Source organism: Rhodovulum sp. HP10 (assembly GCF_047553435.1).
Taxonomy (GTDB): domain Bacteria; phylum Pseudomonadota; class Alphaproteobacteria; order Rhodobacterales; family Rhodobacteraceae; genus Rhodovulum.
On record NZ_CP180201.1, the window covers coordinates 633,820 to 646,117 of the forward strand.

At 67.3% G+C, this 12,298-nt stretch carries 10 protein-coding genes; all 10 read left to right on the top strand.

Going from position 1 to position 12,298, the window contains the following annotated elements:
* Positions 1–767 precede the first annotated feature (767 nt).
* Positions 768–2,246: a nitrogenase cofactor biosynthesis protein NifB gene (gene nifB / locus ACK8CO_RS02805; protein WP_414898094.1), complete on the top strand. Its 1,479-nt coding sequence runs from the start codon at positions 768–770 to the stop codon at positions 2,244–2,246.
* Positions 2,247–2,279: 33 nt separating this feature from the next.
* Entirely contained in the window at positions 2,280–2,474 is a 195-nt protein-coding gene (locus ACK8CO_RS02810) for a 4Fe-4S dicluster domain-containing protein (RefSeq protein ID WP_080615896.1), read from the top strand.
* Positions 2,475–2,482: 8 nt separating this feature from the next.
* On the top strand, positions 2,483–3,277 hold the full coding sequence (locus tag ACK8CO_RS02815) for a 4Fe4S-binding leucine-rich repeat protein (RefSeq protein ID WP_414898095.1): 795 nt from the start codon (positions 2,483–2,485) through the stop codon (positions 3,275–3,277).
* Positions 3,264–3,551 carry a nitrogen fixation protein NifZ gene (locus ACK8CO_RS02820; protein ID WP_080615894.1) on the top strand — a complete coding sequence of 96 codons (288 nt, stop codon included), beginning with the start codon at positions 3,264–3,266 and terminating at the stop codon, positions 3,549–3,551. Before ACK8CO_RS02815 ends, ACK8CO_RS02820 begins: the two co-directional genes overlap by 14 nt.
* Positions 3,548–3,757, top strand: a complete 210-nt coding sequence (gene nifT / locus ACK8CO_RS02825) for a putative nitrogen fixation protein NifT (RefSeq protein ID WP_080615893.1) — start codon at positions 3,548–3,550, stop codon at positions 3,755–3,757. Before ACK8CO_RS02820 ends, nifT begins: the two co-directional genes overlap by 4 nt.
* Positions 3,758–3,762: 5 nt before the next feature.
* Complete coding sequence (locus tag ACK8CO_RS02830; protein WP_414898096.1) at positions 3,763–4,596, top strand: SIR2 family NAD-dependent protein deacylase; 834 nt, start codon at positions 3,763–3,765, stop codon at positions 4,594–4,596.
* Positions 4,597–4,946: 350 nt separating this feature from the next.
* Positions 4,947–5,822, top strand: a complete 876-nt coding sequence (gene nifH / locus ACK8CO_RS02835) for a nitrogenase iron protein (RefSeq protein WP_080615891.1) — start codon at positions 4,947–4,949, stop codon at positions 5,820–5,822.
* Between the two features lie 58 nt (positions 5,823–5,880).
* The gene (gene nifD / locus ACK8CO_RS02840; protein ID WP_080615890.1) at positions 5,881–7,353 is read left to right on the top strand and encodes a nitrogenase molybdenum-iron protein alpha chain; all 1,473 of its coding nucleotides are present in this window, start codon (positions 5,881–5,883) and stop codon (positions 7,351–7,353) included.
* 95 nt (positions 7,354–7,448) lie between these two features.
* Positions 7,449–8,987, top strand: a complete 1,539-nt coding sequence (gene nifK, locus ACK8CO_RS02845) for a nitrogenase molybdenum-iron protein subunit beta (protein WP_414898097.1) — start codon at positions 7,449–7,451, stop codon at positions 8,985–8,987.
* 285 nt (positions 8,988–9,272) lie between these two features.
* Positions 9,273–11,192, top strand: coding sequence for a heavy metal translocating P-type ATPase (locus ACK8CO_RS02850; RefSeq protein ID WP_414898098.1), 1,920 nt, complete (start codon positions 9,273–9,275; stop codon positions 11,190–11,192).
* Positions 11,193–12,298 lie beyond the last annotated feature (1,106 nt).

Consider the following 12,298-nt stretch of genomic DNA (forward strand, 5'->3'; position numbering starts at 1 on the left):
TCGGCTGCGAAATCACCGATGGCAGACCGCACCGCCCCCGCAATGCCCTCAAAAGAAGCGGCATGGCAGAAGGCCGGGTCTGCGTTTCCCCGTCGTCGCGCGCGAGATCAGGATGCAACGGCCCCATCCGGAAACGGAAGGCTCGCATCCGGGACGAGGGGCCTTCTGTCCGGATAGCGCGGGTCCAACTCTTCGGCCATGTCCGGGAGCCCCTCGCCAAGGTCGGGGGACGCATGAGTGCGGTTCCGCGCAGGGCACATCCCGCCCTGCACGGCCGGCGCCCCGCCCTCGAAACAGCTCAAGGCCCCCGTCCGAAACCTGAAGCATTCGAGACGGTGACGGCTGACAGGCCGGGATCGACTGGACGAATGCCAGAGCTGTCCTTCGGAATGCCGGGGCCATGAGCCAGAAAATCCCGCCGGTCCGGGTAAGCAAAGTGCGAAGAACGAAGGCGCCGATATGCGGACGCTGACGGATCATGTCGCATTGCTGCACGCGCCTGCCGCGGAAAGCCATTCTGCCCGGTCGACGGTCCGGATCCGTCATGGTGTCGGCGCGCCCTGACCCGCGCCCCATCCGGCAAAGGGCGCCCGCCCTCCCCGACACCGAATGTCGGGTTTCATACGTTTGTCGCCCCCCGTGTCCCTTGCACCTGCCTGCCATGCCGCCGCTCTGCCCGCAAAACCGGGATTTGCCGCCCTGCCAGATCATGGCACGCTTTGTGCTTCTTTCCTCTCGGAACCCGATTTCTGCGAGGAGACCCGCCCATGTCCGTCACCCCGATCCCGATTTCCGGCCTGCAGGTGTCCTCCCGCAAGGAGATGGGGGCGGCGATGACCGGGGGCGGCGGCTGCAGCTCGGGCGCCTGCGGCTCGTCGCAGGGGCCGGCCGACATGGACCCCGAGACCTGGGCCAGGGTCAAGGACCATCCCTGCTATTCGGAAGAGGCACATCATTACTTCGCGCGGATGCATGTCGCGGTCGCGCCCGCCTGCAACATCCAGTGCAACTACTGCAACCGCAAATACGACTGCGCCAATGAAAGCCGCCCGGGCGTGGTCTCGGAACGGCTGACGCCGGAACAGGCGGCGCGCAAGGTGCTGGCCGTCGCCGCCTCGGTACCCCAGCTCTCGGTGCTGGGGATCGCGGGCCCCGGCGATGCGGCCTATGACTGGCGCCGTACGCAGGCCACCTTCGCGCTGGTCGCGAAGCAGCTGCCCGACATCAAGCTCTGCCTCAGCTCGAACGGGCTCGCCCTGCCCGATCACGTCGACGAGATCGTGGCGATGAACATCGACCATGTCACCATCACCATCAACGCCATCGACCCCGAAATCGGGCAGCATATCTACCCCTGGATCTTCCACGACGGCAAGCGCCGCACCGGGATCGAGGCCGCCACCATCCTGCGCGACCGCCAGCTGCAAAGCCTCGAGATGCTCACGGCGCGCGGGGTGCTGGTGAAGGTCAATTCGGTCCTGATCCCCGGCCTCAACGACGCGCACCTGATCGAGGTGAACAAGGCCGTCAAGGCGCGCGGCGCCTTCCTGCACAACATCATGCCGCTGATCTCGGACCCGGCGCATGGCACCCATTTCGGGCTGAGCGGGCAGCGTGGACCGACCGGCGCCGAGTTGAAGAAGGTGCAGGATGCCTGCGCGGGCGGCGCCAACCTGATGCGCCATTGTCGCCAGTGCCGTGCCGATGCGGTCGGGCTTCTGGGCGAGGACCGGGGCCAGGACTTCACGCTGGACAAGCTGCCCGAAGAGATCGCGGACGCAACCGAAGCCCGCACCGCCTATCGCGACTGGGTCGCCGAGGAACGCCGCGACCGCGCCTCGGCTGCGGCCGATGCCGAGGCCGCCATCGCCGGGGCCGAAAAGCCCGCGCTCTTTGCTGTCTGCACCCGCGGCTCGGGCCGGATCAACCTGCATTTCGGCAAGGCGACCGAGTTCCAGATCTACGAGGCCGATGCCCGGGGCATCCGCTTCGTCGGCCACCGCCGCGCCGATAATTACTGCCTCGGCGGGCATGGCGACGCGGCCCGCATGGACGAGATCCTGCGGGTGCTCGGGGATGTGCCCTTCCTGCTCTGCTCGAAGATCGGAGACGGCCCCAGGAAACGCCTGGCAGGGGCGGGCATCGAGGCGATCGACGGCCTCGCCCAGGACTATATCGAGACAGCCATCGCCGCTGTCCTGCACTCGAAAACCGCGCGCGCCGGCCTGTCCGCCGAACGCGCCTGAATCCGGCCAAGACCCAACCGAAGGAGACAGCCCATGGCCCTGAAGATCGTCAAATCGCAATGCACCGTCTGCGGCGCCTGCGAATTCGAATGCCCGAACGCCGCCATCAAGTTCAAGGGCGAGGCCTATATCATCGACGCCGAGAAATGCACCGAATGCGAGGGCCAGTTCGACACGCCGCAATGCGCCGCGGTCTGCCCGGTGCCCGGCACCTGCGTGCCGGCCTGAGCCCCTCCATGACCGGCGGTCCCGACCCGGTCGACTGGCAGGGAGAGGCGCTCGACTGCGCCGCCTGCCGGTTTGCCGGGTTGTTGGCCCGTCGGCGATGCGGCTTCGGCTGGTCCTGCGCCTTCGACCGCTACGCGCCGAGGATCGCGCGCTTCTTCATGATGAACCCCGGGGCCGCCGAAAGCTGCCTCGGGGATCCCTATGCCGAGACCCGCGCCCATGCCGCGCGGGTCGCCAGCATCTTCCGTCTGCGCCCGCTGCTGAACGATCCCGACCCGGGCGTGCGCGCGGTCGCGGCGATCCGCCTGCCCGCGGCGCAGTCGAAAGCCGCGCTGGACGATCCCGACCGCGAGGTGCGGATCGCGCTGGCCTGGCGGATGCCCTTTGCCGATCTGGTGCCGCTTCTGCGCGACCCCGATCCGTTCGTGCGCCAGGTCGCTGCGCGCCGCGCCGATCCCGGCGTGCTGCCGATCCTCACCCATGACCCCGCCCCCGAGATCCGCAAGCTGGTCGCCGAACGGGTGGCGCCGCGCTGGTTGGACCCGCTGATCGCCGATCCCGATCCCGAGGTGCGCCGCGCCGTGGCCCGGCGGATCGCCCCCGAGAGACTGGCACCGCTGGCTTGCGACAGCGACCTGCGCGTCCGCCATGCCGCGGCCGAACGTGCCGGAGCCGATCTTCTGCGCGCGCTTCTGGACGATCCCGAAGAGCCGGTGCGCCAGGCCGCAGCCGACCGGCTGGCCGAGTTGGCCGCAATGACGACCCCACGCCCCGCCGAAAGGAACAGCGATGTCGACCGATGACAGGGAAATCGAGATCTATGGCCCGCCCGCCTACCGGCCCGGAGAAAAGGTCCGCGCGCGCAAGCATATCCGCAATGACGGCACCGTGCCCGGCCGCGAGATCGGCGAATTCGTCGTGCGCAAGGGCGAGGTCGGCTATGTCCGCGACATCGGCACCTTCCTGCAGCAGTTCTACGTCTACGCGGTCGAATTCATCGACAGCCGCGCCATCGTCGGCATGCGCCGCGACGAACTCGACAGCCTCGACACCCCCGCCAAGGAGAAGACCGCATGAAGATCACCGTTCGCGACACCGCCAAGGGCATGGAAGTCTATGTCGCCAAGAAGGACCTCGAGGAACTCATCGTCGAAGCCGAACATCCCGGCATCTGGGGCGGCTGGGCGAAGCTGACCAATGGCTGGGTGTTCGAGATGCCCGCCTATGACACACCTCCTGCGCTGCCGGTGACGATCGACGCCCGGCGCCTGTCGACGGAGTAGAGAGGATGGCGGCCCCAGACCGACTATCGGATCTGCTCGACGAGGTCGCGGCCGGGCGCCGCGTCCCCTATCTGGGCGCGGGCGTCGCCGCCACCGCAGGCGGCGGGCAGCCCGCCTCGCCCGAGGCGCTCTGCGCCGCGATCGAGGCCAGGGTGCGGGCCCCGAAACGCGCCGCGGGCAATCTCTGGGCGGTGGCGCAATATGTCGAGGGTCGCCGGTTTCGCCGCACCCTCGACGCCATCGTCCAGGTGGCCTTCGCGGCACGGCCCGAGCCCGGGCCGCTGCATCGCTGGATCGCGCAGGTCCGTCCGCCGCTGGTGGTCGATGCCTGGTATGACGGCGCGCTTATCGAGGCCGCGGGCGCGGCTGGCAAAGGCAGCTGGGGCCTCGTTCAGGGCGTCAGCCGCCACGGCGAATGGAGCGAGATCTGGACCCGCGCCTATGACGCCGCGGGCAGCCTCGTCGGCGAAGAGCCCGACCCTGCCTGGGAGATGCTGATCTACAAGCCGCATGGCTTGATCCGCGAAGGCCATGCCTATCTGATGTCGGACAATGACTATGTCGAGGTTCTGACAGAGATCGACATCCAGTCGCCGATCCCCGCAGAGGTCCGGGCCCGCCGCACCGGCCGGCCCTTCCTGTTTCTCGGCTGTCGCTTCGACGACCAGATGCTCAGGACCTTCGCCCGCCAGATCGCGAAACGCTCGGGCTCCGGGCATGCCGCGGTGATCGACGGAAAGCTGACCCGGATGGAGGCGCGCTTTCTCGAAGAGCTCGGCATCGAACGGCTCGACCTGCCGCTCGCCCGGGTCGCCGAGGCACTGGCCGCGACCGCCTGACGACGGCCCCCGCGCGCAGTTTCAACCTGCGGCCCCTTCGGGGGCCGCTGTCGTTTCGGGCATGTCCGCCCGCCCCCCCCGGCCCCGTCCCCTGCTTCTTCTTGGTCCAAATACCCATGACAGAACGCCGGAAGCGGGCGCGCGGTCCGAAGCGGGGCGGAATTGTCGGGGCTTTGTCGCGTTCGACACATCCCCGAAGCGCCGAAGACTTCCACGTATCCCATTGCTTTCATTTGATTCTGAATGCGCCGACCGCTTGGCACGCTTCCTGCTTTCTATCTTCCGAGAGCGGCCGCGATGCCTTCTCGCGACACGACACGGAAACGAACCTAGCTGCAAAGGATATCCCCATGGGCTCTCTGAGACAGATCGCCTTCTACGGTAAGGGTGGGATCGGCAAGTCGACCACCTCGCAAAACACGCTGGCCGCCCTGGTCGAGATGGGTCAGAAGATCCTGATCGTCGGCTGCGACCCCAAGGCGGACTCGACCCGTCTGATCCTCAACACCAAGCTGCAGGACACCGTGCTGCACCTCGCCGCCGAAGCGGGCTCGGTCGAGGATCTCGAACTCGAAGACGTGATGAAGATCGGCTACAAGGGCATCAAATGCACCGAGGCCGGCGGCCCCGAGCCGGGCGTCGGCTGTGCCGGGCGCGGCGTCATCACCGCGATCAACTTCCTCGAGGAAAACGGCGCCTATGACGATGTCGACTACGTCTCCTATGACGTGCTCGGCGACGTGGTCTGCGGCGGCTTCGCCATGCCGATCCGCGAGAACAAGGCCCAGGAAATCTACATCGTCATGTCGGGCGAGATGATGGCGCTTTACGCCGCCAACAACATCTCGAAAGGCATCCTGAAATACGCCAATTCCGGCGGCGTGCGCCTGGGCGGGCTGATCTGCAACGAACGCCAGACCGACCGCGAACTGGAACTGGCCGAGGCGCTGGCCGGCAAGCTCGGCTGCAAGATGATCCATTTCGTGCCGCGCAACAACATCGTGCAGCACGCCGAGCTCCGCCGCGAGACCGTCATCCAGTACGCCCCCGACAGCAGCCAGGCGAACGAGTACCGCCAGCTCGCCCAGAAGATCCACAACAACTCGGGCCAGGGCGTCATCCCCACCCCGATCACCATGGAAGAGCTGGAAGAGATGCTGATGGATTTCGGCATCATGCAGTCCGAGGAAGACCGGCTCGCCGCCATCGCCGAAGCCGAGGCCTGAGCATCGCGGGGTCGGCGCCGAGGTCGACCCCCCCACCCCGCCCCAAGGAGCCAGCCAGATGGCAAAAGACATTCCCGATCCGATCGCGCCCGAGAAGCTGATCGAAGAGGTCCTTTCGGCCTACCCCGCCAAAGCCCAGAAGAAGCGCGCCAAGCACCTGAACGTGGCGGCGCCCGCGCCCGAGGGCGAGACCGAGATCGTGTCGAAATGCGACACGGTCAAATCGAACATCAAGTCCGTTCCCGGCGTCATGACCATCCGCGGCTGTGCCTATGCAGGCTCCAAGGGCGTGGTCTGGGGGCCAGTCAAGGACATGGTCCATATCAGCCACGGCCCCGTCGGCTGCGGCCATTATTCCTGGTCGCAACGGCGCAACTACTACACCGGCACCACCGGCATCGACAGCTTCGTGACCTTCCAGTTCACGACCGATTTCCAGGAAAAGGACATCGTCTTCGGCGGCGACAAGAAGCTCGAGAAGACGATCGACGAGATCAACGAGCTGTTCCCGCTGGCCAAGGGCATCTCGGTGCAGTCGGAATGCCCGATCGGGCTGATAGGCGACGATATCGAGGCCGTGGCCAAGAAGAAGAAGAAGGATGTCGGCAAGACTATCGTGCCGGTCCGCTGCGAGGGCTTCCGCGGCGTGTCGCAATCGCTGGGCCACCATATCGCCAATGACGCGATCCGCGACTGGGTGTTCAATGGCGGCGAGGAATCGAGCTACGAGCCCGGCCCCTATGACGTCAACATCATCGGCGATTACAATATCGGCGGCGATGCCTGGGCCTCGCGGATGCTGCTCGAAGAGATCGGGCTGAACGTGGTCGGCTCCTGGTCGGGCGACGCGACGCTGGCCGAGATCGAGAACGCGCCGAAAGCCAGGCTGAACCTCATCCACTGCTACCGGTCGATGAACTACATCTGCCGTTACATGGAAGAGAATTACGGCGTCGGCTGGATGGAATACAACTTCTTCGGCCCCTCCCAGATCGCCGCTTCGCTGCGCGCCATCGCCGCCAAGTTCGACAAGACCATCCAGGACAAGGCCGAGGAGGTCATCGCCAAATACCAGCCGCTGGTCGACGCGGTGCTGGCGAAATACAAGCCGCGCCTCGAAGGCAGGAAGGTCATGCTCTACGTCGGCGGGCTGCGGCCGCGCCACGTGGTCGACGCCTATCATGATCTCGGCATGGAGATCTGCGGCACCGGCTACGAATTCGCCCATGGCGACGACTACAAGCGGACCGGCGAATACATCAAGGAAGGCACGCTGATCTACGATGACGTGACGGGCTACGAGCTCGAGAAGTTCATCGAGGGCATGCGCCCCGACCTCGTGGGCTCGGGCATCAAGGAGAAATACCCGGTCCAGAAGATGGGCATCCCGTTCCGCCAGATGCACAGCTGGGACTATTCCGGCCCCTATCACGGCTATGACGGCTTCGCGATCTTCGCCCGCGACATGGATCTCGCGATCAACAATCCGGTCTGGGGCCTGTTCGACGCGCCCTGGAAGAAATCGGCCTGACGCCCTTCGGCGGGGGGCCGAGACCTCCCGCCCGCTCCCTCAACCCTTTCGGCCGCGTCTCGGAATGCGGACGGCCCGAAGAAGGATCCCAAGCCATGCCCCAATCGGCAGACAAGGTGCTCGACCACAACAAGCTGTTCCACGAGCCCGAATACAAGGAAATGTTCAAGAACAAGCGGGCGACGTTCGAGAATGCGCCGACCGCGCCCCAGGTGACCGAGATCCTCGACTGGACCAAGTCCTGGGACTACCGCGAGAAGAACCTCGCCCGCGAGGCTCTGGTCATCAACCCCGCCAAGGCCTGCCAGCCGCTGGGCGCGGTCTTCGCCGCCGCTGGCTATGAAGGCACGATGAGCTTCGTGCACGGCTCGCAGGGCTGCGTCGCCTATTACCGCTCGCACCTGTCGCGCCATTTCAAGGAGCCGGCCTCGGCGGTCTCCTCGTCGATGACCGAGGATGCGGCCGTGTTCGGCGGGCTGGTGAACATGGTCGACGGGCTTGCGAACACCTACGCGCTTTATCAGCCGAAGATGATCGCGGTCTCGACCACCTGCATGGCCGAGGTGATCGGGGACGACCTCAACTCCTTCATCATCCAGTCGAAGGAAAAGGGCTCGGTGCCCCAGGATTTCGACGTGCCCTTCGCCCACACGCCTGCTTTCGTCGGCAGCCACGTGGACGGCTATGACAACATGCAGAAGGGCATCCTGACCCATTTCTGGAAGGGCGCCGAGCGGGCCGAGACCGACAGCATCAACATCATCCCCGGCTTCGACGGCTTCGCGGTCGCCAATATCCGCGAGATGAACCGGATGCTGGGCGAGATGGGCGTCGAGTACACCATCCTGTCGGATGTGTCGGATGTCTATGACACCCCCTCGGACGGCAATTTCCAGATGTATGCCGGCGGCACGAAGCTCGAGGATGTCAGGGCCGCGGTCAACGCCAAAGCCACGCTGTCGCTGCAGGAATACTGCACCAAGCGGACGCTGGAATTCTGCGAGGAAACCGGCCAGAAGACCGCCGCGCTGCACTACCCGATGGGGGTTGCCGGCACCGACGAGTTCCTGATGACGGTCTCCGAGCTGACCGGCAAGGAGGTTCCCGAAAGCCTGACGCTCGAACGCGGTCGCCTCGTCGATGCCATGGCCGACAGCCAGTCCTATCTGCACGGCAAGACCTACGCGATCTACGGCGATCCCGACTTCGTCTATGCGATGGCCCGGTTCGTGATGGAAACCGGCGGCGAGCCCAGCCATTGCCTGGCCACCAACGGTTCCAAGGCCTGGGCGAGGAAGATGCAGGAGCTTCTGGACAGCTCGCCCTTCGGCAAGGGCTGCCAGATCTGGGCCGGCAAGGATCTCTGGCACCTGCGCTCGATCCTCGCCACCGAGCCCACCGATCTGCTGATCGGCAACAGCTACGGCAAGTATATCGAGCGCGACCTGAACATCCCGCTGATCCGGCTGACCTTCCCGATCTTCGACCGGCACCACCATCACCGCTTCCCGACCTTCGGCTATCAGGGCGGGCTGACCGTGCTGGTCAAGATCCTCGACACGATCTTCGACAAGCTCGACACCGAGACGGGGACCCTGGGCGAGACCGACATCTCCTTCGATCTCACCCGCTGACGCGCCCGGTACGGACCCGGCGATCCTGTCCCAAGCAAAGTCCCTCGCCGGGCTCCGTGCGTCCCCGGGGGCGTCTCCCCGGCATGCGGTCGGTCCTTCCCGGACCGGCCGCATGTCTTTGCGCCCCTGCTCCGCGCAAGGGGAGAGGCGCATGATCGCGTTCCGCTGAAGCTGTCTGACGCGGCGCCCCGCAAACGGATATACCGCAGAGGCAGCCCCGCCAGCCCCTGTCCGGAACCGAGCGCCTTTCCGGCCGGACAGCAGCCAGACCGAAAGACGACCGCGATGCCGATGTGCTCCGAGGATGCCCGCCGCCTGATCCTGACCGGGATGACCCTGGCCGGGATGCTGACCGCCGCGGCGCTTTATTGGGGGCCGTTCCCTGGAACCGGCTGGCCGCATATGGCCGCCACGGCCGCGCTGGCACTGGTCTATATCGCGGGCGGGATCCCGGCCACGGCCCGCGCGCTCCGCGCCCTCTGGTCCGAGCGCGAGCTCGATATCGACCTGTTGATGGTGATCGCGGCCGCAGCGGCCGCGGCGGTCGGAGCGGCCGCCGAGGGCGCGGTGCTGCTGACGCTGTTCAGCCTGTCGACCACGCTCGAACAGCGCGCCATGGGCCGCGCCCGTCGCGCCATCGAGGCCCTGATGGAGCTGCGCCCCGACCGCACGCTCAGGCGCATGGCCTCGGGCGGCACCGAAGAGGTCGCGGTGGCCGACCTGGCGCCGGGCGACATCGTGATCCTGCGCCCAGGCGCGCGGGTCCCGGTCGACGGCACGATCCGCGAGGGCGAGGGCGAGATCGACGAATCCACCATCACCGGCGAATCCGTCCCCGTCCACAAGCAGCCCGGCGCCCAGGTCTTCGAGGCGACGGTGAACCTGCATGGCGTGCTGGCAATCGAGGTCGCCCGGCCGCTGGCCGAAAGCACCGTGGCCCGGATGATCGCATTGGTGACAGAGGCCCAGGCCGCCCGCGCGCCCTCCGAACGCTTCTCTGAATGGTTCGGCCAGCGCTACACCGTCGCCGTGCTCGCGGGTGCGGTGCTGGCCTTCGCGGCCTTCCTCTGGATCGGCCATGGCTGGCATGCGGCGCTTTACAAGGCGGCGACGCTGCTGGTCGCGGCCAGCCCCTGCGCCATCGTGATCTCGGTTCCGGCCGCGATCCTCTCGGCGCTGTCGGCCGCGGCCCGGGGAGGCGTGTTGTTCAAGGGCGGCGCCGCGCTCGAGACGCTGGCCCGGGTCGATACCTTCGCCTTCGACAAGACCGGCACGCTGACCACCGGCCGGCAGGAGGTGGTCGAGCTGGCCTGCGCGGGCGATCCCGATGTCTTTCTCGCCCGCCTCGCCGGGCTCGAGGCGCAGTCCGAACACCCGATCGCCGATGCCATCCGGCGGGCCGCTGCCGCCCGGGGCCTGACCCCGATCCCGGTGCGCGAGGCCCGCGCGGTGCCCGGCGAGGGCATGGTCGGGATCGATGACGAGGGCATGCTCTGGGCGGGCAATGCCCGGCTGGCGGCACGGATGGGCGCGAAAGACGCGCCGGGCGAACGCCCTGCACCGGTCGGGGATCTCGACCGGCGGGCGCAGACCCTGGTTCTGCTGGGTCGCGGCGCGCGCTGTCTGGGCGCGGTCACGGTCGAGGACCAGCCGCGTCCGACCGCCCGCCCCGGGCTCGCGGCGCTCCGCGCGGGGGGCATCGCACGGGTGGCGATGCTGACCGGCGACCGCCGCGCGGTGGCCGAGCGGATCGGCACCGGGCTGGGCATCGCGCCCGCCGAGATCCATGCCGAGCTGCGCCCAGAGGACAAGCTGCGGATCGTGGCCGGGCTGAGCGGATCGGGCCGGGTCGCCTTCGTCGGAGACGGGGTCAATGACGCCGCGGCGCTGGCACGCGCCGATGTCGGCATCGCGATGGGCGCCGCCGGCTCCGAGGTGGCGTTGCAGGCCGCCGATGTCGCCCTTCTCTCCGAGGATCTGAGCCGTCTGGCGGCGGCGCATGCGCTGTCGCGGCGCACGGCCCGGATCATCCGCCAGAACCTGATCTTCGCCATGGGCGCGATGGCGACGCTGGTCGCCGCCGGGATCCTGTTCGAGCTGCCGCTGCCGGTCGCGGTGGTGGGCCATGAGGGTGGCACCGTACTGGTGGTGCTGAACGGGCTGCGCCTGCTGGCCGACCCGATCCGCCATCAGAAGGCCGCCTGATCCGTTCGAAGGTTCCGCCGCGGCCGGGGGCCATCCTGAAAACCGGTCGACAGCAGGCGCGGGCAGGCGACCGGCAAAGTGCCCGGCATCGATTGCCGCAATGCGCATCGCGGGCAGATGAAAGAGATGCCTTGGCTGACGCGCGGGAGGGATCGGCAAGCCGTCAGGCGCATCGTTTTCCCCCGAACGCCCCGGGCCGATCCGACGCTCGACCCGGAGATCGGCCAGACCCGGCCTCACAGCGCCCGGCGCGTCGATGTCCTGTTGCGGTGTGAGGAAGGGACGACCGACATGAAGAGGCTCGCAGGGTCTGAAACGCGCAGGGTTGACCTAGCGGCAATCACCCCCCCGACGCCCGGCGGGAAGAGAAGGCCGCTTGAAGAACCGAAGGATAAAGCCGTCCGCCCGTACGACAGCGGAGTTTCTCCGCGTCCACCGGCCCCCTGGGGCAAGGCGGTGGCAAGGCGGTCCGCATCCGACTACGGCCTCCGGGCTTCCAGTCCCTGCCCTGCCGGCGACCGATCCACGCCTCGCGCATCAGGACCAGGAGGTTGTGCAGATGCTCTCGAAGCTCTGCGGCGGGAAGGGCGGCCCCGAGAGGATCCGCGCCGATACCGGCCGCGAATTTGCCGCCCGCCGCCCGCCGCTGCGACCTCCGGCCCCATGCCAACGGCATCGCGCCGGATCTCCCGCATCAGGCTAAGTCCTTTACCGGCTTTCTTTTGCGCCGGAACAGGCCGCGCCGGGACGTTTGCCCCGCTTCAACCTCGGCAGCAAGCTGCGAACGGGCCCCAGTAAGCCGACCGGGTCATGGCACATTGATCAAATGCCTGCCGATGCCCGCGAAGAGCGGCAAGGTCGGTGCCGGGCATGACAAGGCAAACCGGCCTCACAGCGCGGACCGAGACAAGCTCCGGACCGCCCGCGATTCTTCCGATGGCGCCACCAGCCCGTCGTCGGGAGACAGCCCGGGCATGTCGGCGTCCCGCGATTCAGGGTTGAGGCGCCGCACCCCAAGCCTAAGGCTTGCTGCATCGAGCCAAAGGTTCGCGGCAGGATCGAGCCGAAGGCTCGTGGCAAGATCGGGCCAAAGGCTCGCGGCAATA